We start from the raw sequence: 21,328 nt of genomic DNA, 5'->3' as shown, positions 1-21,328 counted from the left end.
TTAGGGGGTCACCATGTACGGCACCCCGCACATCGTCAGCGATGTCATGACGCACACGGTCGCCTCCGTCGGCCGGTGGGCCTCGTTCAAGGTGATCGTGGGGATGATGCAGGACTGGGGGGTCAGTGCCCTGCCCGTGCTCGAGGGCGAGGGCCGTGTCGTCGGCGTGGTCTCGGAAGCCGACCTGCTGCCCACGGAGGAACTCCGGGACAGCCCCGAGGAGGGCTACGCGCTGCTGCGCCGACCCGCCGACGTGGCGAAGGCCGGTGCGGCCACCGCGGGGGACCTGATGTCCTCGCCCGCGATCACCGTCCACGCGAACGCGACCCTGGCCGAGGCCGCGCGGATCATGGCACGCGAGAAGGTCAAGCGGCTGCCCGTCGTCGACGAAGCCGGTCTGCTGGAGGGCATGGTCAGCCGCGCCGACCTGCTCAAGGTCTTTCTGCGCGACGACCAGGACATCGCCGAGGAGATCCGGCACGAGATCGTGTCGTACCTCTTCCCGCTGACGTCCTCGGCCATTCAGGTGGATGTACACGACGGGGTCGCCACGCTGACGGGCCAGGTCCGGGACACCGCCCTGGTCCCCGTGGCCGCGCGTCTGGTGCGCGCCGTCGAGGGGGTGGTGGACGTCGAGTTCGACCTCACCCGAGGGGCGGGTGTGCGCTAGGCGGTCCTCGCCTCCCACCTCGGCCGGCACGAGACCCGGCCGGCACGAGACCGGGGAACCGCGGGTCAGGCGGTCAGAAGGTTCTTCACTTCGACGACGTCGGCGATGTCTTCCACCTCCGCCACCAGCCGGGCCGTGGTGGCCGACGGCATCCGTCCCGTCAGCTCCACGATGCCGTCATGGACGGCCACTTCCACCGCGGCGCGGTCTTCCGGCGGGCAGCAGGCCTCGATCCTGGCCTCGACCTCTGCCCGTATCTCCGCGTCGTCCCTGATGAGGGCCTGGAGCAGCGCGTTGCGGCGCACGACGCCGACCAGGCGGCCCGCGCCATCGGTGACCGGGAGCCGCTTGAGCCGGGACAGCGTGGCCAGCCAGGCGGCCTCGGCTACGGCCGCGCCCGGGAGGACCGTGATCGCGGGGCTGGTCATCAGGTCGGCGGCCGTCTCGCCACGGGCCTTGCTGTGCATCCGCCGCTCGCGCAGCCTTCCGACGCGTCCGGGCCGGTGGCCGGAGGCCTCGAAGGCCACTTTCGCCAGCAGGTCGGACTCCGAGACGACACCGATCACGTGGTCCTCGGCGTCCACGACCGGGACGGCTCCGACCTGCTCGCGCGCGAGCAGACGGGCGATGTCGCGGTACGGCAGGTCGTCGCGCAGCGAGACGGCGGGTACGTCCATCACGTCCCGCACCAGCGGGATGCGGGCTTCGGGCGGCGAAGGTCGTTGCGAGGCCGAGCCGGCGGCCGGCGCCGGCCCGGCGGTGTCGTGTGCGGGGGCCTGTTCTGCGAAGCGTGCGCGTTCGGCCGCAGCCTGAGCCGCGGCTCCCAGGTAACGAATCAGCCTGTCCTGCCGGTCCGTCTCGCCGGGGCTCCAGGGTCGGGAGGGCAGGTCCTGCCGAGCCTGGGCCTCCGCGGAGAAGTTCTCGTGTCCGTTCACGGCGGCCTCCGGACTCCGTCGAGTTGCCTACCGTCCCAGTCTCGCGCTCTGTCCGCCGTCGCCAAGAGCCGAACGGCCCTGGTGGAACGACGTGACGGCCCTATCCGGTGCGGGGTGGGAGGGGAACGGTGAGACTGAAAGAGCAGCCGACCGGCAGGAGGCCGCCGATGAGCCTGCGGGACTTCCTGGAGCGGTTCCGTCCGGTGGGGACGCCGGGAGCGTCCACCACCGGCGTGCCCGCCGACCGTACGGCGGAACGCGCCGCGGAGCTGGAGCCCACTCTCGCGCAGCTGACGGGCGTACAGCAGGAGGCGGCAGACATCCGGGCCGCCGCGGACGAGGCGGCCGAGGCTGTGCGGCGCGACACCGCGCGGGAGGCGGAACGCCTCGTGGCGACCGCCCGGGAGCGGGCCCCCGAGATACGCCGGCAGGCTGCGGAACCTCTCCTCCGGGAGGCGCGGCAGGACGCTGAGGCCATTCGGGCCGCCGGAGACCGCGCCGCCTCGGCGGTCCGGGAGCGGGCCGCGGAGCGCATGCCGGATCTGGTGGAGCGTGCGGTGGCCGACGCGCTACGCCTGGCAGTCAGGGTGGGCGAAGCGCCGTGAGCGCCGGCTGGGTGGCCGGGGCGGTGCGGGCCAAGGCCCTCGTGAACCGGTACCCGGGCTCCGACGGGGCGCGGGAGATCGCGGCCTGTGCCTCGCTCGACGACGCCCTGCGGCGTCTGGCGGGGACGCCCTACTCCCGCTACGTGCGTACGGCGGTCGGCCTGCCCGAGGCGCAGCGGGCGGTGACCGCCACGCTGCTGTGGCATCTGCGGGTGCTGGCCGGGTGGCTGCCCCGGGGCGGTGCCCGTCTACTCGTTCCGCTCGCGGCGGGGTTCGAGATCGCCAACGTGGCCTCCCGGCTGCTCGCGCAGGACGGTCGCCCGACGGAGGCTCCGCAGCCGTACCGGCTCGGGGCGCTCGAGACGGCCTGGCGGAACCTGGAGCACGCCGGGACACCCGCGGAACTGCGGGCGGTGCTCACCGCCTCGCCGTGGGGCGATCCCGGCGGCGACACGCCCTGGGCGCTGATCACCGGCATGAGGATGGCCGCCGCTCGGCGCACCGCCGTCGCCGTGCCACCCGCGCGCCGCTGGGCCGAGGGGCGCGCCGTCCTGCTGATCGCGCGTGAACAGTTCGTGTACCACCGCTCTCTGCCGAAGCCCGTACGGCGGGACGCGGCCCGGCTGCTCGGGGCGCGGGCGTCGTCCGCCGCCTCGTACCAGGAGTTCCGAGAGGGCCTCCCCTCGACGGCACGCTGGGTCGTGGCGGACGCCGCGGATCCGGGAGGACTGTGGCGGGCCGAGGCAGGCTGGTGGCGGAAGGTGCAGTACGACGGCGCGATGATGCTGCGGGACCGCCGCTACGGCCCGCGCGTGGTCGTGGGCGCGGTCGCGGTGCTGTCCGTGGACGCGTGGCGGGTGCGGGCAGCGCTGGAGTCGGCGGCGCGCGGCGGACGGCCCGGGGAGGTGTTCGATGCCCTGGCCTGAGGCGATGACACCGGTCCGGATGCGCCGTGTGGCGGTGATCGTGCCGCAGGTGACTCTGCGGGACGCGCTGGTGCGGATCGCCGAGGAAGGATGCGTGGAGTTGGACCGCGCCGAGGAAGCGCCTCCGGGAGCGGCGGCGGTGCGGCTGCGGCGGCTGCGGGGACGTGCGACGACGGCGGCCGGACCCGAGGACACCGTCTCCGCCGTCCTGGCCGCCGACGTGCCCGACCTCGACCTCCTCGAAGCACGCCGCAGCATCGAACTGCTGGCGGGCGAAGCTCAGTTGCAGGAGCGCGCGGAAGGCGCCGTACGACGCGGGGAGGTGGCCGCGCTGGCCGGATGGTGCCCTGCCGCCGAGGTGCCCCGGGTGGCGGACCGACTGGCCGCCGCGGGCGGCGCACTGGTGCCGCTGCCGTCCCCTCGCGGCACCGATCCGCCGACACTGCTGCGACCTGGCAGGCCCGTCTCCTTCACGCCGCTGGTCACGACGTACGGGACTCCGGCCTATGCGGACCTCGACCCGTCATGGCCGGCGGGCCTCGTCTATGTCGCGATGTTCGGAATCATGTTCGGGGACGTGGGGCACGGGGCGCTCCTGTTGTGCGGCGCGCTCGCGCTTCGCCTCGGGCGGCCCCGTCGGCTCGCCCGGTTCAGCCGGCTGTGGCCGTTCCTGGCGGGCGCCGGAGTCGCCGCCATGCTCGCGGGCGCCGCTTACGGAGAGTTCTTCGGTCCGACCGGGCTGCTGCCGGTGCTGTGGCTGAGCCCGTTGGACAGTCCCGCCCGCCTGCTGGCCACCGCCGTGGTCTTCGGGGCGGGACTGCTCGCCGTCACGCAGGCCGCCGGCGCGGTCAACCGCGTGCGTGAAAGCGGCTGGGGTACGGCGTTGTACGCGGCGTCCGGCTGGGCCGGGCTGCTGTTCTACCTGGGGCTGGCGCTCGGCGTAGCGGGCCTGCTCCTGCACCGGCCGCCCGCGGCCGTCGCCGGGGCCACGCTCGCCGTCATCGGGCTGGCGCTGGTGACCCTCGGCCTGTTCCGGGCCACCGCGGGGGGTGGCGCCGGATGCGCCGAGACGGCTGTACGGCTGTTCGACGTCGTGGTGCGTACGGGCACCAACACCCTGTCGTTCGCCCGGCTCGCGGCGTTCGGCCTCACGCACGCAGCGCTCGCCGACGTGGTGTGGCGCGGTACCACGGGCCTGGCCGGGCTCGGTGCCGCCGGAGTCGCGGGGGCGGTGCTGGTGTTCGCCGTGGGCACAGCCCTCACCTTCGGCCTGGAGGCCCTGGTGGCCGGTGTGCAGGCATTGCGGCTGGAGTTCTACGAACTCTTCTCCCGGCTCTTCGAGGCGGAGGGCCGCCCGTTCCGTCCGTGGCACGTTCCCCCGGCGGAACCTGCCGACAGCACTACGAAGGTGATCCCATGCTCACCTGGCTGATCGTCCTGCCGGTCCTGGTCGCGGTGCTCGGCACCGTACGGCTGCTGCGGCGGCGCCGGGCCAGACACGCCTTCCGCTGGCTGCTGGCCACGAACCTCGCCCTGTTCGGCGGCGCATGTGCCGTCCTCGGCACGGCGCTCGCGGGCCCCGCGCAGGCGTCGGCTCAGGCCGCGGCCTCCGGGGGAGTCAACGGGACCGCGCTGATCGCGGCGGCCGTCGCGATGGGCGGGGCGTCGATCGGGGCCGCGATCGCGGTCGCCTACACGGGAGCGGCGGCTCTGGCCGCGCTGAGCGAACGACCGGAGGTCTTCGGCCGGGCGCTGGTGATCGTCGGTCTGGCCGAGGGCATCGCCGTGTACGGGCTCGTGGTCGCGATCCTGCTGATCGGAAAGGCATGACGATGGCCACCGTGGCCGCCATCGGCGAGCGGACCCGCGTGTGCGGTCTGGCCCTGGCAGGGGTAGACGTGCTGGTCGCGGAGGATCCTGACGCCGTCCGCCGTACCTGGCGTACGCTCTCGGGCACGGTCGGCCTCGTGATCCTCACGGCCGAGGCCGCCGAAGCGCTGGGGGCCGAGGCGACGGCACCCGCGCCTTCCCGGCCGTTGACCGTGGTGATGCCCTGATGACCGCGTCCGTGGACGCACTGGACCCCGTGCGCGCCGAGTTGCTGCGCGCGGCACGGGCCTCGGCCGACGCCGTCCGGGAACGAGCGCGGGCCGACGCGCAGGAAACCCTGCGCGCGGCACGCCGGACCGCTGATGAGGTGATCGCGCGGGCCCGGGACCTCGGCGAGGCCGACGGCGCCACCGAGGCGGCCCGGGAGCGGGTACGAGCAGTGCAGGACGCCTGGACGGCGGAACTCGCGGCCCGCTCCGAGGTCTACGCCGAACTCAGGGCCGCGGTCCGTGCGGGCGTGCGCCGAGCCCTGGTGGAGGGTGCCGTATCGCAGGCCCGACTCGCCGAGGCGGCGCGGGCGCTGCTGGGAGCGCAGGCGCGGGTCACGGCTGCCGCTGGGGGTGGAGTGACGGCCGAGGTGACCGGCCGACGGGTCGACCTGTCGGCGGACGCGCTCGCCGACCGTGCCCTGGAACTGCTGGGTGCGCAGGCCGAGACGCTGTGGAGGCCGCCGTGACCGCCGTTCCGGCATCCCTCCCCGGAGACGCCTCGTCCCGCCCGGTGATCCTCAGGGTCGCCGGCCCCCTGGTGGACATCACCTGCCCGCCTGCAGTCGCCATGCACGACCTGGTCGTGCTCGGCTCCGCCCGGCTGCCGGGCGAAGTGGTCGCCATCCACGCGGACACGGCCACCGTCCAGGCGTACGAGTACACGGGTGGGCTGGCCCCCGGGCATCCTGCGGAGCCCCAGGGCTGCCCGCTGTCGGTGCGCCTGGCCCCGGATCTGCTCGGGGGCGTGTACGACGGTCTGCTGCGCCCCCTGGCCGGTGCCGGCGACCTGCTCATGACAGGCGGACCGAGCGCGGCACCGGAACCGCGCAGTTGGTCGTTCACACCACGGGTTGCCGAGGGAGAGGCGGTGGCTGCCGGGGACGTCCTCGGGGAGATCGGGGCGAGCGTGCCGCTGCGGCTCCTGACGCCTCCGGACTGCTCGGGCGAGGTGACCCGGGTCGCGGCGCCGGGCGAGCACTCCTGCGACGCCGTGCTCGCCGTGGTGGGCGGGCACGAAGTCCGGATGGCGCAGTCCTGGCCCGTGCGCAGGCCACGGCCGGTCGCCCGACGACTGTCGGCAAACGTGCCGTTGAACACCGGGCAGCGGGCCGTCGATCTCCTTTTCCCGTTGGCCCGCGGCAGCACGGTCGCCGTGCCGGGCGGCTTCGGCACCGGCAAGACCATGCTGTTGCAGCAGATCGCCAAGTGGTGCGACGCCGACGTGATCGTCTACGTCGGCTGCGGTGAGCGCGGCAACGAGATGGCGGACGTCATCGAGGAACTGACCGAGCTGACCGATCCCCGTACCGGGGGCCGTCTGGCGGACCGGACCGTGACGGTCGCGAACACCTCGAACATGCCGATGATGGCCCGCGAGGCGAGCGTGCACACGGGTGCGACGGTCGCCGAGTACTTCCGCGACATGGGTCTGGATGTCGTGCTGATCGCCGACTCGACCTCCCGCTGGGCGGAGGCGCTGCGCGAGTTCGCCTCCCGCATGGGCGAACTTCCCGCCGAGGAGGGCTATCCGGCGGGGCTCGCCTCCCAACTGGCCGCGTTCTACGAGCGGGCCGCCGCAGTGCGCACCCTCGGTGGTGCGACCGGCTCCGTCACGGTGATCGGCGCCGTGTCCCCGCCCGGCGGTGACCGCACCGAGCCGGTCACCGCGGACACCGAACGCTTCGTACGGTGCCTGTGGAGCCTGGACCGCGATCTCGCCTACGCACGGCACTATCCGGCCGTCTCCTGGGCGGACTCCTTCTCACGGGACGCCGCCGCGCTGGCCACCGCCCACGCCCGGGCCGGTGACCCCGAGTGGGCCGCGCGACGCGGACGGGTGGCACTGCTGCTCGCCGAGGCAGACAGGCTGGCGGACCTCGTCGACCTGGTCGGTGTCACGGCTCTGCCGCCCCGGGAGCGGATCAGCGTGCTCGCGGGACGGCTGGTGCGCGAGGCCCTGGTCCAGCAGAGCGCCCTGTCGCCGGCCGATGCCTACAGCGCCCCCGAGAAGACCGCCGCCCTCGTGGAGGCCGTGCTGACGGTGATCGACCGCTGTCTGGAACTCGTGGACACCGGCGCCCAGGCGGACGTCGTCGAGGCGGTCGACTTCACCCCGCTGCTGCGAGCGCGCGAAACGGCCGGTCCGGCGGAGACCGCTCCCGTGGCGGCCGCCCGCGACACCGTGCTGGCCCGGCTCGAGGAGGCGGCATGAGCGGCCTCGCCGGCATCGAGTACACGGGCGTACGGGAACTGCGCGGGCCGCTCGTGGTCGTCGAAGGCGTCAGCGGTGTCGGCTGGGACGAGTTCGCCACGATTCTCCTCGCCTCCGGTGAACGACGGCACGGGCTGGTCCTGGAGGTGGACCGGGATCTCGCGGTGGTGCAGGTTCTGGAGGACACGGCCGGCATGGACCGGGCCGGCACCCGCGTCGCCTTCTCGGGCACGCCGCTGCGGATCCCGGTCGGCACCGGATGGCTGGGGCGGGTGTGCAACGGGCGGGGCGAACCGGCCGACGGGGGGCCGCCGGTGCTGGGCGGTTCGAACGCGGCGGTCGGCGGCGCGCCGATCAACCCGGTGCGCCGGGAACCGCCGAACGAGCCGGTGCTCACCGGTGTGGGCGCCGTGGACGTGCTCACCACGCTGGTGCGGGGGCAGAAGCTGCCGGTGTTCTCGGCGGCCGGGCTGCCGCATCTGGAGCTGGCGGTGCAGATCGCGGCCCAGGCGACGTGCGGCGGGGAGGCGTTCGCCGTCGTGTTCGCCGGCATGGGACTCACGCACGCCGACGCCGCGTTCGTCCGTGACGGGCTGGCCGCCCGCTCCGCCGCAGGGGAACTGGCCCTCCTCGTCAACACGGCCGACGACCCGGTGATCGAACGGTTGCTCACCCCGCGTCTCGCCCTGACCGTCGCCGAACACCTGGCGTTCACCGCGGGCCGTCACGTCCTGGTGGTGATGACCGACATGACGGCCTATGCGGAGGCGCTGCGCGAGGTGTCCGCTGCGAGGGGCGAGATTCCGGCCCGCCGTGCTTATCCGGGCTACCTCTACAGCGACCTCGCGTCGCTCTACGAGCGCTGCGGGAGGATCAGGGGCCGCCCGGGGTCGGTGACCGTGCTGCCGGTGCTCACCATGCCGGCGGGCGACATCACCCACCCCGTTCCGGACCTCACCGGTTACATCACGGAGGGACAGATCGTGCTGTCCGCCGAGGCGCACGCCGCCGGCACGTATCCACCCGTCGACCCGCTGGCCTCGCTGTCGCGTCTGATGCGCAAGGGGACGGGAGCAGGACGGACCCGGGCGGACCATCCGGCCGTCGCCGCGCAGTTGATCGCCGCGCTGGCCCGGTCCCGGCAGGTGCGGGAACTCGCCGACCTGATCGGGCGATCGGCACTCAGCCCGACCGACCTGCGCCACCTGGACCTGGAGGACGCCTTCCGCTACCGGTTCCTGGCCCAGGGCACGGACGAGAACCGGTCACTGGAAGAGTCCGTGGACCGGGCCTGGGAAGTGCTGCTGACCCTGCCGCGCAGCCAGCTCGGCATGATCCCGGCGGACCTGCTCGACACCCACGCCCCGCCCCAGGACGAGGAGCCGACGTGAGCACGCACGGCCTCCGGGCACCGCCGGGACGGGCCGGGCGGCTACGGCTTCGCCGCAACCTCGCCACCGCGTTGCGCGGAGCCGACCTGCTGGAACGCAAACTCCGGCTGCTGCTGGACCGGGAGCGCGCGGAACGACGGGCGGCAGCGGATGCGGGCTCGGTGTGGCGGCAAGAGCTGGCCCAGGCCGACACCTGGCTGGTGCGCGGGGTGCTGCTCGGCGGCGAACAGGCGCTGGCCCAGGCGTTGCCCGCGGACCGGGCGCGCGTCGACGTCGAGTGGGCCGCGCTGATGGGGGTGCGCCATCCCGCGGCCGTGGCCTGGACGGCCCCCGTCCGCTCGCCGGCGGAGCCGGCACCGCCCAACACCGCGCTCGCGCAGGCCGAGACGGCCTACCGGGCCGCGGTGCGCGCCGCCGCGGAGTACGCCGCTCACCAGGCAGCCGCCGAACTGCTCGCCGCCGAAGCGGGACGGACCCGGCAGCGGGTGCGCGCCCTGCGCCGGCACTGGATCCCCCGGCTGCGGCGCGAACTGGCGTCCCTGGAGCTGGCGTTGGAGGAGACCGAACACGAGGAAGCGGTACGACGCCGCTGGGCGGCCTCCCACGGGGCCCGGTGAGGGAGGGCGGCGCGAGAAACGCACGACGGTGGCGGGCCCGCACCGGAGCCCGCCACACGCCGTCAACCGTCGTCAGTTGCCGTGCTTGATCTCGACGTGCTTGGCCTCCGCCTTCTCGGCGCCCAGGCCGACGCTGACGGTGAGCATGCCGTCGGTGTAGTCGGCCTTGACGTCGTTCTCGTCCGCGCCCGGCGGCAGCGTCACGCTGCGGCTCATCGCGCCGTACCGGATCTCGCTGTGGTCCTTCGTGACGTCCTTCTCCGTGCGTTCGGCCTGGACCGTCAGCACCCCCTCGCTGATGAAGACGTCGATGTTCTCGGGGGTCATACCGGGAAGCTCCGCTCGCATGACGTAGCGGTCGTCCTCCGTGAAGTCCTCGATCCGGACCGTGTACAGGTCGCCCATCGTGGGCATCGCGAACCGGGCCGGAAGGTTCTCGAACCAGTCAGGCATCTCCGGGAACGCGAACCTCTGCTTACGTGCCAGTGTGACCATCGCCGTACCTCCTCGGCTGTTGTCCGGCCTGCCGACACCTCCAGTCCAGCGCGCACGGGCCCGGACTGCTGAGGCCGAACAGCCCATGCCAGGGGTCCCTGAAGTCCCTTTCCTCCCGCGCGTGTGCGGTCACACTGGTGGTGAAGGGACGACCACACTCGGCGGCGATCATCATGTCCGACGTCACGACCACCGATCTCTACGAAGTGACCATGGCCATGTCCTACCTGCGGGAGGACATACGGGCCCCGGCCACCTTCAGTCTCTTCGTCCGCGACCTCCCGCCCGGCCGGGGCTTCCTGGTCGCCGCAGGGCTGGAGCCCGCCCTGGACTTCCTGGCCGGCTACCGCGTGGAGCGGGAGGACGTCGAGGAGTTCGCGGACGCGCTGCACCGCCCTGTCCGGGACCTCGAGCCACTGCTCGGCCTCGCCTTCGAAGGCGAGGTGCGCGCCGTTCCGGAGGGTCGTGCGGTGTTCTCGGGTGAGCCACTGCTGGAGGTGACCGCGCCGCTGCCGCAGGCCCAGCTCGTCGAGACGTACCTGCTGAACCAGGTCTGCCACCAGACGGTCGTGGCGTCCAAGGCGGCCCGCTGTGTCCTGGCCGCGGCCGGACGACCCGTGGTGGACTTCTCGCTGCGCCGCACCCACGGCCCCTGGGCCGGTTACCAGGCGGCCAGGCTGGGCGCCCTGGTCGGCTTCGCCGGCACCAGCAACGTCGCCGCCGCCACCGCCCTGGGCATCCCGGCCTCGGGCACCATGGCCCATTCGTACATCGAAGCGTTCCCCGGCGAGGAAGAAGCGTTCCGGGCCTTCGCCCGCAGTCATCCCGGCCCGGTCACCTTCCTCGTCGACACCTACGACACCGAGGAGGGCGTGCGGGTCGCGGCGCGGGTGCTGAGAGACTTGGAGCGCGGTCCGGGCTGCGCGATCCGGCTGGACAGCGGAGACCTCGACGCGCTCTCGCGCCGGGCGCGCGCCCTTCTGAACGCCGCGGGGCTGCCCGACGTACGGATCGTGGCCAGCGGAGGACTCGACGAGTACGGCGTAGCCAGGCTGGTGCGCGCCGGTGCCCCGATCGACGTGTACGCCGTGGGAACGCGCGTCGGTGTGGCCGCGGACGCCCCGTACCTGGACGCCGCGTACAAGCTCGTCGAGTACGACGGCCGCCCGGTGATGAAGCTGTCCTCGGCGAAGGTCACGGCCCCGGGCCGCAAGCAGGTCTTCCGCCGAGCCGGGCAGCCCGACGTCATCGCCCTGTGGCGGGAGGACCCCCCTGACTCGGCACGGCCGCTGCTGCGCACGGTGATGCGCGAGGGCCGTCGGACGGGGCCGCCGGACCGCTGGCAGGACGCCCGCGACCGGTTCCGTGAGGACCTTGCCGGCCTGCCCGGCCCGGCGCGGCGGATCTACGACCCCGAACCGGTCCGACCGGTCACGTCCCGTGCTCTGAAGGAGCTGACGGCCGCGGTGCGCGCGGACATCGAGGCACGGCTTCGTCCGGGCCGCCTCGCCGCTGCCTCGCGCTCCTGGACGCTGCCGTCCGGCGCACCATGAACGGCCTGCGGTGGGCCGACAGGGACGAGGCGAGGACCAATGGCCCCTGGATCCCGGACCGTGCCAGGTCTTCCATGAGATCGGCGGCGCTGCTCCGCGCCCACCGCTGGGAGGAGGAGGCGAGCGAGATGTCCGCTCCCGCACCGACAAGGACGAACCACCGGGCCGTGCCCGGTACGGACGGCAACGCGCCGTACGACGGGCGCCGGGCCGAGGACGGACGGGTGAGTTCTTACTTCCTGACCCTGCACTTCCCGGGGCTGGTGCCTGGAGGCCGTCATGTCACGGCCCCGTGATCGCCGCCCGATCGTGGTGGGTGTCGATCCCGATCCCAGCCGGCGCACGGCCCTGGCCTGGGCGGCGGACGAGGCCGCCCTGCGTCGGTTGCCGCTGCGTCCGGTCCACGCAGAGGGCGTGCCGACCAGGGGCTACCGGGGGCGGGAGGTCCCGCCGTCCTGGGAGGAATGGAACGAGGCACTGCACGGGGCCGGGAAGCAGGTGCTCGAAGAAGCCGCGAACTTCGTCGGGGCGCGGCACCCGCAGGTCGAGGTGGACGCCCTGCTCGCGGAGGGCGACCCCGTGTGGGTGCTGCGTGAGCAGAGCCGCGACGCCGCGGCTGTCGTGCTGGGCTCGCGGCATCTGAGCCGGGCCCAGGAGGTGTTCGGCTCCGCCTCGGTCGCCGTTCCGGTCATGGCCCACGCGCCCTGCCCCGTGGTGGTCGTGCCCGAGCCGGAGCACGTCACGCAGGAGCCCGCGTACTACGTCGTCGGCGTCGACGGCAGCGAAAACTCGGCCGCCGCGGTCGACCTGGCATTCGAGGAGGCGGCCCTGCGTGGCGCCCAGCTGCGAGCCCTCTATGTCTGGGAGCCGGGTCGGCTCCGGATCTTCGACGAGTACGCCCCGCAGCAGGAGGCCCGCCGGCTGCTCTCCGAGACCGTGGCCGGCCGCCACGACCGCTACCCGGAGGTGGAGCTGCACCACGAACTGGTCGTCGGGCATCCCGTGCAGGTGCTCACCGACGCCTCCGCCCACGCGCTGGGCCTGGTGGTGGGGACCCGGGGCCACGGAGGTTTCACCGGCATGCTGCTGGGCTCGGTCAGCCAGGGAGTGCTGCACCACGCCCGCTGCCCCGTCATCGCCGTTCCGTCGAGGCCGACGTGAGGCCGAGGTCGGCACACCCTGGGAAGAAGGGAAGCCACCATGACTGCGCACCCCGTGGACGAGAACGTCGTCTCCGAGCTCGTGGCGGAGGCCACGGCGGCACCCTCGCTGCACAACGCGCAGCCATGGAGGTTCCGCTTTCTGCGCGACAGCGCCGTACTGCGCCTGTACGCCGATCTGGAGCGAGCCCTGCCGCGAACCGATCCGGACAGGCGAGGCCTGTATCTCGGCTGCGGCGCGGCGCTCTTCAACCTGCGTGTGGCCGCCGCCGCGAAGGGGCTGGCGCCGGTCGTCCGGTTGCTGCCTGACCCGGACGATGCGGAGTTGCTCGCCGAGGTGGGTCTGCGCGGCTCCACGGCACCCGACGAGACGCTTGCCCGGCTCTGCCCTGCGATCTCCCGCCGTCATTCCAGCCGTTTCCCCTTCCGCGACGAGGAGATCCCGGCCGCCGTGGCGGAGCGGCTGCGCGACGCCGCTCGTGCCGAGGGCGCCGAGCTGGTGTTCCCCGGCGCCTGGCACGTGCGGTCGATTCTGGAGCTGGTGCAGGACGCCGAGGGCCGACAGGCCCTGGACCCGGGCATCCGCGGTGAAACAGTGCAGTGGACCCGTACGGAACCGTCGGACGTCGTGGAGGCACCCGACGGCATCCCCGCCGAGGCGTTCGGCCCCCGCCAGCACGGCACCACAGCTCCCGTGCGCGACTTCGCCGTCGGCCGTCCGATGCCAGGGCGCAGCTGGGCGTCCTTCGAGAAGAACCCGCACATCGCTCTGCTGGGCACGGCCCGCGACGGGCCCGCCGAGTGGCTGCTGGCAGGCCAGGCACTGGAGCGTGTCCTGCTCCAGGCCACCGCGGACGGGCTGGTCGCCTCGATGACCTCCCAGCCCTTGGAATGGCCGGAACTTCGGTGGGTGGTCCGCGACCCTGTGTCGGCCATGGCCCACGTGCAGATGGTGCTCCGGCTCGGCTATGGTCCCGAAGGCCCCGCGAGCCCGCGGCGACCGACGGCCGACCTGCTCGACATCACCTGAGGCAGGTCTGGTCGCATGAAGGTCTCCGAGGTCATGACGGCGCCGCCGGTGTGCGTCGCGCCTCATGCATCCCTGCTCGAAGCGACCCGGCGGATGACCGAGTCCGCCGTCGGCTCCGTCCTCGTGGTCGAGGGCGGAGTGCTGCGCGGCATCGTCACCGACCGCGACCTCGCCATACGTGGCCTGGGTGGTGGCCTGGGGCGGGAGGCACCGGTCGACACGGTGATGTCGGCCGAGGTGGTCACGGTCGGCGCGGACGACGACCTCCAGGTGGCCTACCGGACGTTCCGCCGCACCGGTGTGCGCCGCCTTCCGGTCCTCGACGGGGACCGGGTGGTGGGGGTACTGACGATCGACGACCTGTTCCTGGACGTCTTCCGGCGGCTGGCCGACCTGCTCGGGCCTGTCGCCTGGAGCGTGCTCCAGGAGCCGCCGGGGCCGCCTTCGGCGGTGGGAGCCCGGTGTGACCCCTGAACCGGCCAAGCGGGGAGCGAACTCGCATCGCGTGCCCGCGGGGACGGCGCTGTGCGACGGCGGCCCACCGACGGACGTCGTGGCCTCGGCCACCGGCCCGCAGTCCCGGGACGAGCAGGGCCTCCTCTGCCCGTCCCTCCCGTCCCTTCCCGCCTCGGACGTCTTCGCCGCCCTGGACGCATCCCCGCGCGGTCTCACGCGGGCCGAGGCCGCCGCACGCAGGGCCCGCTACGGCCCCAACGAGCTGCCTGGTGTGGGCCGCAGGCATGTGTGGAGGCGACTGCTCGCGCAGTTCACCGATCTCTTCGCGGTGGTGCTGCTCGTCTCCTCGGCGATCACCTTCCTCGCCTACGCACTGGAGCAGCCCCGGGATCCGGCCACGCTTCAGCTGGCCCTCGCGATCCTCGGCGTGGTCCTCCTGAACGCGGGCATCGGATTCGCGCAGGAGTACTCCGCGGAGCGCACGGCGGAGTCTTTGCAGGCGATGGTGCCGCACACCTGCCGGGTGCTGCGGGACGGAGAACCGCGGGAACTGCCCGCTCGGGATCTGGTTCCCGGCGATGTCGTGCTGCTGGAGGCCGGGGACGCCGTGTCGGCCGACTGCCGGCTGGTCGAGGCGCACGACGTGTCCGTCAACAACGCGGCGCTCACCGGGGAGAGTGACGCCGTCACGCGGGTCGCCGGGCCGGTGCCGGCGGGGCCGCCGCTGGAGGTGCGCAACTGCGTGTTCATGGGCACCGACGTGGTCGCGGGCACGGGGAAGGCGGTTGTGTCCGCCACCGGGACGGCCACCGAGTTCGGGAGAATCTTCCGGCTCACCGCGGCGGCACCCCGGCAGCAGACCCCACTGCAGCGCCAGGTCGCGGCGATGGCCCGCCGGGTGGCGGGCCTCGCGCTGGCGACCGGGGCCGTCCTGTTCGCGGTGCGCGTGCCCAGCGGGCAGCCGTTCGTCGACACGTTCGTCTTCTCGCTCGGGGTGATGGTCGCCCTCGTTCCGGAGGGTCTGCCGGCGACGCTGTCGGTGTCGCTGGCGATCGGTGTACGCCGCATGGCCCGCCGGCACGCCCTGGTCAAGCAGCTGCTGGCGGTGGAGGCGCTGGGCTCGACCAGCGTGGTGTGCACCGACAAGACGGGGACACTCACGCAGGCCGAGATGACCGTCGTACGGCTGTGGGCGAACGGCGTGTCGCACGCCGTGACGGGGGTGGGATACGCGCCTGCCGGTGAGGTCGCCGAGGCGGGATCCGTGCGGGAGCTGCTGCGGACGGCGGCTTTGTGCAGCAACGCCCGGCTGGTGCCGCCGACGGACCGGGACGGGTGGCGGGTGCTCGGCGACACCACCGAGGGCGCGCTCCTGGTGGCCGCCGAGAAGGCAGGCCTGGAACCGGCGGCCGAGGAGGTCCGTACGCCACGGGTGGCTGAGTATCCCTTCGACTCCGTCCGCAAGCTGATGAGCACCGTGCACCGCTGTGGAGACGGCACGTATCTCGCGTGCGTCAAGGGCGCGCCGCTGGAGCTGCTCGCCCGCTGCGACGCCATCGACCGGGAGGGCACACGGACGCCGCTCACGCAAGCCTCCCGCGCCGAGGTGGTCGCGGTCGCGGATGACATGGCCGGGCAGGGCCTGCGCGTGCTGGCGGTCGCCCGGCGGCGGGTACCGGGTGCTCGCCCGGCGCTCGGCGACGTGGAATCGGGACTGACCCTGCTGGGACTCGCCGGGATGTACGACCCGCCGCGCCCGGAGGTGCGGGACGCGGTGGACGCGTGCCGACGGGCGGGGATCCGCATCGTCATGGTCACCGGCGACCATCCCCTGACCGCGGAGGCCGTGGCCCGCCGCGTCGGCATCGTGCGGGGACCGGCCCCGCCGGTGGCGACGGGTGCGCAACTGGACGCACTGGACGACAGTGGCCTGGACGCGCTGCTGGCGGGCTCCGCCGAACTGCTGTTGTGCCGGGTCAGTCCCGAGCACAAGATGCGCGTGGTCACCGCCCTGCAGCGGCGCGGTGAGGTCGTCGCCGTCACCGGGGACGGCGCCAACGACGCGCCCGCCCTGAAACACGCGGACATCGGTGTCGCCATGGGGGCCTCCGGCACGGACGTCGCCCGTGAGGCAGCGGTGATGGTGCTGCTCGACGACTCCTTCGCCTCCATCACCACCGCGGTGGGGCTGGGCCGTTCCGTCTACCGCAACATCCGCAAGTTCCTGATCTATCTGTTCAGCCACAACATCGCCGAACTGGTGCCGATCCTGGTGGCCACCTTCACCGGGTTCCCGCTGGTGCCGATCACGGCCGTGCAGATTCTCGCCATCGACCTGGGCTCCGACGTACTGCCCGCGCTCGCGCTGGGCGCCGAGCCGATGGAAGCCGACGTCATGGACAGCCCGCCGCGACCGCGCCGGGAGCGGCTCTTCTCGACCGCGGTCATGGGCCGGATCCTCTTCCTCGGTGGCATCCAGGCCCTCGGTGTGTGTGCCGTCTTCTTCTGGCACATCCACGCCTCCGGCATCCCGTACGCGGGCTTCACCAGGGACGATCCCGTCTACCGGGAGGCGATCACCCTGGTCCAGGCCGGCATCGTCGTCAGTCAGTTCTTCAACGCCCTCGCGGTACGCACCGACCGGCAGAGTGTGTTCCGGGCAGGTCTGCTGTCCAACCCCTGGCTGATCGGCGCCGGTTGCGTCGGCATCGCCCTGATGGCCGCCATCAGTTACGCGCCGCCGCTGCAGAAGGTCTTCGACACCGCGCCGCTGGCACCCGCCGACTGGGCGGTTCTCGCCGGGTTCGGAGCATTGTTGCTGGCCGCCGAGGAAGCCCGTAAGTGGGTGCTGCGGCATGGGCGGAGGTCCCCGAAGGGAGGGACGTCATGAGAGTGGTGATCGTGGGCTGCGGCCGGGTCGGTTCCACCCTCGCGGCGCAGCTTGTGACCGAAGGCCACGACGTACGTCTCGTCGACCGGCAGCCCAAGGCGCGCAGGCTGCTGCCACCGGGTTTCCCCGGAACCTTCCACGTGGGCAACGGCTTCAGCCGCTCGGTCCTGGAAGCGGCCGGGATCGGACACGCGGACGCGTGCGTCGCGGTCACCTCGGGGGACAACAGCAACATCGTGAGCGCCCGTACCGCCAAGGAGACCTACCGGGTCCCCGTCGTCCTCGCCCGTGTCCTCGACCCGAGCCGCGCCGACATCTACCGGGACCTGGGCATCCCGACGATCTCCAGCGTCCGGTGGGCCGTCGGCCGCATCCACCAGATGCTGCTGCACCGCCACCTCACCCCGGAACTCTCCTTCGGCAACGGCGAGACCCTCCTGGTCCGCTCACAACTGCCGGCCTATCTCACCGGACGGCAGCTGACCGCGTTCGACGTCGACGGGGAGATCCGCGTCGTGGAGATCACCCGCGCCGGACGCTCGCTGCTGCCGGCCAACGGTGTCCTCGCCGAACCCGGCGACCTGGTCACCTTCGCCGTGGCGGCTACCGCGCTGGGCCGGCTGCGCGGCTTCCTCGACAAGGAGCTGGGAACGTGAAGGTCCTGATCGCGGGCGCGGGCCGCCTCGGCACTCAGATCGCCCAGGTGCTCTCCGCCGCACGCAACGACGTCACCCTCATCGAGCACGACGAGGACCGCTTCACGGAACTCGAAGGCATGCCGTCCGTGCACCTGGTGGCAGGCGACGCCTGCGAGCCCGCACTCCTGGCGCGTGCGGGTACGCCGACCTGCGACCTCGTCGTGGCCGCCACGGGCCGGGACGAGGACAACCTCGTCATCAGCCTGCTCGCCAAGCGGCAGTTCGGCGTGGGACGGGTGGCGGCACGCGTCAACGACGCGGAGAACGCCTGGCTCTTCGACGCGCGGTGGGGCGTGGACGTGGCCGTGCCCGCGGCCACCCCGCTGATCTCACTCATCGAGGAGGCCACCGGTGCCACGGACACGGTGGCGCTGCTGCGGCTGAGCAAGGCGGGCGTCGAAGTCATCGAGACAGCGATCACCGAGGAGTCCCGGGCCGCGGGGCACACGCTGGGTGAGATCGCGCTACCGGCCGGCACCGTGGTCGCCACCGTCGTCCGCGACGGACATCCCACGGTGCCCAGCCCCGAGGTGCGGCTCCTGCCGGGGGACGAACTCCTGCTCGTCTCCCACGAGGCCACGGAGCAGGAGATCCGTGCGGCCTTCCAGTGACCCGCCCGGGCCGTTCCTGGCCCCGGCCCAGGTCACGGCTGATCGGGGCACACGATCACGACAGGGCAGTTCGCGTGCTGCGACACGTGCCAGCCGACGGAACCGAGCAGGGCACGGGCGAACCCGCCCCTCCCGGGGCTGCCCATCACCAGGACCTCTGCTCCCTCGGCAGCCCGCAGCAGGACGTCGGTGGCGTTGCCGTGCACCACGTGTGTCCTGACCGCCCCGGCCGCTTCCGCGCCCAGCACATCGGTCAGTTCTCGCGCTTTCGCTGCCAGGCATCGTCCGCGTCGGCATCCAGGTCCACAGCGGGCGCCGACCAGCCGTACAGGCCCGCCGGCTCCCATACGGCGACCGCGTCCACGGTGCCGCCCACCAGTCCTGAAGCTCGAGATGCCGGGCGGCCCGGTCGCCTGCCACCCTGAAGGGGTGACACCGGCCCGGCCCGGTCCGCGGTGGGGCGGTGCCCACCGGGCGGACGCCGCAGACCTCCGAGGGCGGGAGGGTCACCATGACCACTTCAAGCAAGGGGCCGGGCGGTGGGGTACCGGGGACATCGCAGGCCAGGGTCCTCCTGGACGCCGACGGTGCGATCACCGAGTGGAGCGGGGCGGCAGAGGCACTGCTCGGCCACCGGCCCGAGGAGATGCTGGGCCAACTGCTGTCGTCGCTCCTCGTCCGGCCGGAGCCGGGCGGCGAGGGAGGCGCTCCCGAGGCCCCGCCCGTCAACGGCGGCTGCCGGGTGCGACTGCGGGACCGGTCCGGCCTGCCGGTCGACATCGAGTGGTGGATGTGCCCGCACGTCGGCCCCGAGGGTCCGGTGAGCTGGGCGGTGTTCCTCACCGCCACGCGCGGTGCGGATCCGGGCGACTTCGACCGGGCGGTGCTGGACGCGTTGCTGACCGAGTCACCGATCGGACTGCACGTCCTCGACACCGACCTGCGTCTGGTGCGGTTCAACACCGCCTCGCCCGGCATGCACGGCGTGCGCGCCGAGGACGTCATCGGCAGACCGGTGCGCGAGGTCGCGCCCACCGTGGTGACCGACACCGTCGAGCACCTGCTGCGGCACATCCTGAGTACCGGGGAGCCGGCCATCGACTTCGTCCAGCCGGGGTATCCACCCGCCGATCCGCACAGAGAACACGTCCTCTCCCTGTCGGCCTTCCGACTGCGCAATCGCGCCGGAGAACCCATGGGTGTGGCGAGCCTGGCCATCGACGTCACGGAGCGCTACCGGTACCGGGCGCGCCTGGAGCTCCTCAACGACGCCAGCATGCGCATCGGCACGACCCTGGACCTAGCCCGCACCGCGGAGGAACTGGCCGAGACCACGGTGGGCCGCGTGGCCGACGCCGTCAGCGTGGACCTGCTCGACTCCGTCTACCGGGGCGAGGCGCCCGAGCCCGGCCCGGTGCCCGCCGAGGTCACGTTCCGGCGCACCGCGTTCCGCGCGACCGAGACCTCCGGCCTTCAGCCCGCCTACGCCACCGGCGACAAGGCCTCCTACGGCTTCCCGACACCGCTCACCCAATGCCTGGCGGACCTGCGGCCCCGTCTGATCCGGAAGGTCGACGACGCCACGTGGCTGGCGCACGATCCACTCCGAGCGGACCGCATGCGCGCAGCGCGGGTGCACTCGATGATGGTCGTGCCGCTGGCCGCCCGTGGCGTCGTGCACGGCGTGGCCAGCTTCTACCGCTCCGTGTCGTCCGAGGCCTTCGACGAGGACGACCTGACCATCGTCGGCGAACTCGCCGCGCACACCGCCCTGGGCCTGGACAACGCCCGCCGCTACACACGCGAGCGCACCGCCGCCCTCGTCCTGCAGAACAGCCTGCTGCCGGGCAGGCTCCCCGACCAGAACGCCGTCGAGGCGGCGTTCAGCTACCTGCCGGGGCACGCCGGCGGCCCGTGGCACGACGTCCCGTGGTACGACGTCATCCCACTGTCCGGCGCGCGGATCGCACTGGTGGTCGGGGACGTGGCGGGACATGGCATGCGTGCCGTGTCCACCATGGGCCGACTGCGCGCCTCCACCCACAGCCTGGCCGCCCTGGACCTGGCTCCCGACGAAGTGCTGGCGCACCTGGACGACCTGATGGTCCGGCTCGCCGAGGAGGGCCGTCCGGCCGCCGCCAACGACCCGCTGGACGGTCAGCCCACCACCGCCACCTGTGCCTACGCGGTTTACGACCCGGTGAGCCGGCGTCTCGTCCTTGCCCGCGCCGGGCATCCCGCACCGCTCCTCGCCGACCCCGACGGGCACGTGGTGCCGGCCGACGCGCCCGCCGGACCGCCGCTGGGCGGCGGCGGGCTGCCCTTCGAGACGTGGGAGACACGCCTGTCGGAAGGGACCCTGATCGCCCTCTACACCGAGGGACTCGTCCGCCGATCTCCGGACGAGGACGCAGGCGTCGCGCGAGTGCAGCGTGTCCTGTCCCAGCAGCATGCGTGCATGCGCGAGGCGTGCGACGCGGTGATCTACGCACAGTTCTCCGGACGAGCCGCGGAGGACGTCGTGCTCCTGCTCGCGAGGACCCACGTCCTGCGCGACGACCAGGTCGCCTCCTGGACCTTCCCCAGCGATCCCGCGATCGTGGCCACCGCCCGCACCCTGGCCGACCGCCAGCTCACCAGCTGGGGGCTGTCCGAGCTGGCGTTCACGACGGAGCTGATCGTCAGCGAACTGGTCACCAACGCCATCCGGTACGCCCCGGGCACGATCCAGGTACGTCTCATCCGGGACCGCACACTGATCTGCGAAGTCACCGACGGCAGCAGCGCCGCCCCCCACCTGCGCCATCCGCGGACGACCGACGAGGGCGGCCGCGGACTCCTGCTCATCATCCAGCTCACCGACCGCTGGGGCACCCGCCACACCCGCCGCGGCAAGACCATCTGGACCGAGCAGTCACTGCCCGGGAATCGGGGCGACGCCGTGCCCGTGACCCCGGACAACTGATCACCGGCCGGCCAG

General features: G+C 73.0%; 23 protein-coding genes. 19 read left to right on the top strand and 4 right to left on the bottom strand.

Going from position 1 to position 21,328, the window contains the following annotated elements:
• Positions 1-13: 13 nt before the first annotated feature.
• Positions 14-670 (top strand): CBS domain-containing protein, encoded by a 657-nt coding sequence (locus tag ACWC5O_RS35310; RefSeq protein ID WP_450590169.1) that lies wholly within the window; start codon positions 14-16, stop codon positions 668-670.
• Between the two features lie 65 nt (positions 671-735).
• On the opposite strand, the gene ACWC5O_RS35305 is transcribed toward ACWC5O_RS35310, so the two are convergent.
• On the bottom strand, positions 736-1,605 hold the full coding sequence (locus ACWC5O_RS35305; protein ID WP_450590168.1) for a CBS domain-containing protein: 870 nt from the start codon (positions 1,603-1,605) through the stop codon (positions 736-738).
• 167 nt (positions 1,606-1,772) lie between these two features.
• Here ACWC5O_RS35305 and ACWC5O_RS35300 point away from each other — a divergent pair, with 167 nt between their 5' ends.
• The 9 genes from ACWC5O_RS35300 to ACWC5O_RS35260 are packed head-to-tail and all read left to right on the top strand — an operon-like array spanning position 1,773 to position 9,455.
• Positions 1,773-2,210: a hypothetical protein gene (locus tag ACWC5O_RS35300; RefSeq protein ID WP_450590167.1), complete on the top strand. Its 438-nt coding sequence runs from the start codon at positions 1,773-1,775 to the stop codon at positions 2,208-2,210.
• Positions 2,207-3,136: a hypothetical protein gene (locus ACWC5O_RS35295; RefSeq protein ID WP_450590166.1), complete on the top strand. Its 930-nt coding sequence runs from the start codon at positions 2,207-2,209 to the stop codon at positions 3,134-3,136. The genes ACWC5O_RS35300 and ACWC5O_RS35295 overlap by 4 nt, the downstream gene beginning before the upstream one ends.
• On the top strand, positions 3,123-4,568 hold the full coding sequence (locus ACWC5O_RS35290) for a V-type ATPase 116kDa subunit family protein (RefSeq protein WP_450590165.1): 1,446 nt from the start codon (positions 3,123-3,125) through the stop codon (positions 4,566-4,568). The genes ACWC5O_RS35295 and ACWC5O_RS35290 overlap by 14 nt, the downstream gene beginning before the upstream one ends.
• On the top strand, positions 4,553-4,966 hold the full coding sequence (locus tag ACWC5O_RS35285) for an ATP synthase subunit C (RefSeq protein WP_450590164.1): 414 nt from the start codon (positions 4,553-4,555) through the stop codon (positions 4,964-4,966). The genes ACWC5O_RS35290 and ACWC5O_RS35285 overlap by 16 nt, the downstream gene beginning before the upstream one ends.
• Positions 4,963-5,193 (top strand): V-type ATP synthase subunit F, encoded by a 231-nt coding sequence (locus ACWC5O_RS35280; RefSeq protein ID WP_450590163.1) that lies wholly within the window; start codon positions 4,963-4,965, stop codon positions 5,191-5,193. Before ACWC5O_RS35285 ends, ACWC5O_RS35280 begins: the two co-directional genes overlap by 4 nt.
• Positions 5,193-5,702, top strand: a complete 510-nt coding sequence (locus tag ACWC5O_RS35275) for a hypothetical protein (protein ID WP_450590162.1) — start codon at positions 5,193-5,195, stop codon at positions 5,700-5,702. Before ACWC5O_RS35280 ends, ACWC5O_RS35275 begins: the two co-directional genes overlap by 1 nt.
• The gene (locus ACWC5O_RS35270; protein WP_450590161.1) at positions 5,699-7,447 is read left to right on the top strand and encodes a V-type ATP synthase subunit A; all 1,749 of its coding nucleotides are present in this window, start codon (positions 5,699-5,701) and stop codon (positions 7,445-7,447) included. Before ACWC5O_RS35275 ends, ACWC5O_RS35270 begins: the two co-directional genes overlap by 4 nt.
• Positions 7,444-8,838, top strand: a complete 1,395-nt coding sequence (locus ACWC5O_RS35265; protein WP_450590160.1) for a V-type ATP synthase subunit B — start codon at positions 7,444-7,446, stop codon at positions 8,836-8,838. The genes ACWC5O_RS35270 and ACWC5O_RS35265 overlap by 4 nt, the downstream gene beginning before the upstream one ends.
• Positions 8,835-9,455: a V-type ATP synthase subunit D gene (locus ACWC5O_RS35260; protein ID WP_450590159.1), complete on the top strand. Its 621-nt coding sequence runs from the start codon at positions 8,835-8,837 to the stop codon at positions 9,453-9,455. The genes ACWC5O_RS35265 and ACWC5O_RS35260 overlap by 4 nt, the downstream gene beginning before the upstream one ends.
• Before the next feature lie 72 nt (positions 9,456-9,527).
• Here the strand turns inward: ACWC5O_RS35260 and ACWC5O_RS35255 are convergent, their stop codons facing one another.
• On the bottom strand, positions 9,528-9,950 hold the full coding sequence (locus ACWC5O_RS35255; protein ID WP_450590158.1) for an Hsp20/alpha crystallin family protein: 423 nt from the start codon (positions 9,948-9,950) through the stop codon (positions 9,528-9,530).
• 173 nt (positions 9,951-10,123) lie between these two features.
• Here ACWC5O_RS35255 and ACWC5O_RS35250 point away from each other — a divergent pair, with 173 nt between their 5' ends.
• The 8 genes from ACWC5O_RS35250 (at position 10,124) to ACWC5O_RS35215 (ending at position 18,348) form a co-directional block, all read left to right on the top strand.
• The gene (locus ACWC5O_RS35250) at positions 10,124-11,503 is read left to right on the top strand and encodes a nicotinate phosphoribosyltransferase (protein ID WP_450590157.1); all 1,380 of its coding nucleotides are present in this window, start codon (positions 10,124-10,126) and stop codon (positions 11,501-11,503) included.
• A 74-nt stretch (positions 11,504-11,577) separates the two neighbouring features.
• Positions 11,578-11,799 carry a hypothetical protein gene (locus ACWC5O_RS35245; protein ID WP_450590156.1) on the top strand — a complete coding sequence of 74 codons (222 nt, stop codon included), beginning with the start codon at positions 11,578-11,580 and terminating at the stop codon, positions 11,797-11,799.
• Positions 11,783-12,664: a universal stress protein gene (locus ACWC5O_RS35240; RefSeq protein WP_450590155.1), complete on the top strand. Its 882-nt coding sequence runs from the start codon at positions 11,783-11,785 to the stop codon at positions 12,662-12,664. Before ACWC5O_RS35245 ends, ACWC5O_RS35240 begins: the two co-directional genes overlap by 17 nt.
• Before the next feature lie 39 nt (positions 12,665-12,703).
• A complete protein-coding gene (locus ACWC5O_RS35235; RefSeq protein WP_450590154.1) occupies positions 12,704-13,693 on the top strand; it encodes an Acg family FMN-binding oxidoreductase in 990 nt (329 codons plus the stop codon).
• A gap of 15 nt (positions 13,694-13,708) precedes the next feature.
• The gene (locus ACWC5O_RS35230) at positions 13,709-14,167 is read left to right on the top strand and encodes a CBS domain-containing protein (protein WP_450590153.1); all 459 of its coding nucleotides are present in this window, start codon (positions 13,709-13,711) and stop codon (positions 14,165-14,167) included.
• Between the two features lie 31 nt (positions 14,168-14,198).
• Positions 14,199-17,039 carry a cation-translocating P-type ATPase gene (locus ACWC5O_RS35225; RefSeq protein ID WP_450781152.1) on the top strand — a complete coding sequence of 947 codons (2,841 nt, stop codon included), beginning with the start codon at positions 14,199-14,201 and terminating at the stop codon, positions 17,037-17,039.
• Entirely contained in the window at positions 17,036-17,695 is a 660-nt protein-coding gene (locus ACWC5O_RS35220; protein ID WP_450590151.1) for a potassium channel family protein, read from the top strand. Before ACWC5O_RS35225 ends, ACWC5O_RS35220 begins: the two co-directional genes overlap by 4 nt.
• Complete coding sequence (locus tag ACWC5O_RS35215) at positions 17,692-18,348, top strand: potassium channel family protein (RefSeq protein WP_450590150.1); 657 nt, start codon at positions 17,692-17,694, stop codon at positions 18,346-18,348. Before ACWC5O_RS35220 ends, ACWC5O_RS35215 begins: the two co-directional genes overlap by 4 nt.
• Before the next feature lie 32 nt (positions 18,349-18,380).
• Here the strand turns inward: ACWC5O_RS35215 and ACWC5O_RS35210 are convergent, their stop codons facing one another.
• Together ACWC5O_RS35210 and ACWC5O_RS35205 are read right to left on the bottom strand one after the other, a co-directional pair.
• Positions 18,381-18,554 (bottom strand): universal stress protein, encoded by a 174-nt coding sequence (locus ACWC5O_RS35210; protein WP_450590149.1) that lies wholly within the window; start codon positions 18,552-18,554, stop codon positions 18,381-18,383.
• Between the two features lie 47 nt (positions 18,555-18,601).
• The gene (locus tag ACWC5O_RS35205; RefSeq protein ID WP_450590148.1) at positions 18,602-18,724 is read right to left on the bottom strand and encodes a hypothetical protein; all 123 of its coding nucleotides are present in this window, start codon (positions 18,722-18,724) and stop codon (positions 18,602-18,604) included.
• A gap of 135 nt (positions 18,725-18,859) precedes the next feature.
• On the opposite strand from ACWC5O_RS35205, the gene ACWC5O_RS35200 reads away from it, so the two are divergent.
• Positions 18,860-21,313, top strand: a complete 2,454-nt coding sequence (locus tag ACWC5O_RS35200; protein WP_450590147.1) for a SpoIIE family protein phosphatase — start codon at positions 18,860-18,862, stop codon at positions 21,311-21,313.
• Positions 21,314-21,328 lie beyond the last annotated feature (15 nt).

The sequence above is a fragment of the Streptomyces sp. NPDC001450 genome (assembly GCF_053597295.1).
Note: the sequence above shows the minus strand (reverse complement) of the source record. Positions and strands in the feature narration are given on the sequence as shown.

Bases quoted from the DNA above. Each gene is read 5' to 3' on its own strand.
- ACWC5O_RS35245 (WP_450590156.1), top strand. From the start codon at position 11,578: ATGAGATCGGCGGCGCTGCTCCGCGCCCACCGCTGGGAGGAGGAGGCG.
- ACWC5O_RS35280 (WP_450590163.1), top strand. From the start codon at position 4,963: ATGACGATGGCCACCGTGGCCGCCATCGGCGAGCGGACCCGCGTGTGC.
- ACWC5O_RS35275 (WP_450590162.1), top strand. From the start codon at position 5,193: ATGACCGCGTCCGTGGACGCACTGGACCCCGTGCGCGCCGAGTTGCTG.
- ACWC5O_RS35285 (WP_450590164.1), top strand. From the start codon at position 4,553: ATGCTCACCTGGCTGATCGTCCTGCCGGTCCTGGTCGCGGTGCTCGGC.
- ACWC5O_RS35310 (WP_450590169.1), top strand. From the start codon at position 14: ATGTACGGCACCCCGCACATCGTCAGCGATGTCATGACGCACACGGTC.
- ACWC5O_RS35220 (WP_450590151.1), top strand. From the start codon at position 17,036: ATGAGAGTGGTGATCGTGGGCTGCGGCCGGGTCGGTTCCACCCTCGCG.
- ACWC5O_RS35300 (WP_450590167.1), top strand. From the start codon at position 1,773: ATGAGCCTGCGGGACTTCCTGGAGCGGTTCCGTCCGGTGGGGACGCCG.
- ACWC5O_RS35235 (WP_450590154.1), top strand. From the start codon at position 12,704: ATGACTGCGCACCCCGTGGACGAGAACGTCGTCTCCGAGCTCGTGGCG.
- ACWC5O_RS35265 (WP_450590160.1), top strand. From the start codon at position 7,444: ATGAGCGGCCTCGCCGGCATCGAGTACACGGGCGTACGGGAACTGCGC.
- ACWC5O_RS35290 (WP_450590165.1), top strand. From the start codon at position 3,123: ATGCCCTGGCCTGAGGCGATGACACCGGTCCGGATGCGCCGTGTGGCG.
- ACWC5O_RS35230 (WP_450590153.1), top strand. From the start codon at position 13,709: ATGAAGGTCTCCGAGGTCATGACGGCGCCGCCGGTGTGCGTCGCGCCT.
- ACWC5O_RS35240 (WP_450590155.1), top strand. From the start codon at position 11,783: ATGTCACGGCCCCGTGATCGCCGCCCGATCGTGGTGGGTGTCGATCCC.
- ACWC5O_RS35255 (WP_450590158.1), bottom strand. From the start codon at position 9,950: ATGGTCACACTGGCACGTAAGCAGAGGTTCGCGTTCCCGGAGATGCCT.
- ACWC5O_RS35200 (WP_450590147.1), top strand. From the start codon at position 18,860: ATGACCACTTCAAGCAAGGGGCCGGGCGGTGGGGTACCGGGGACATCG.
- ACWC5O_RS35250 (WP_450590157.1), top strand. From the start codon at position 10,124: ATGTCCGACGTCACGACCACCGATCTCTACGAAGTGACCATGGCCATG.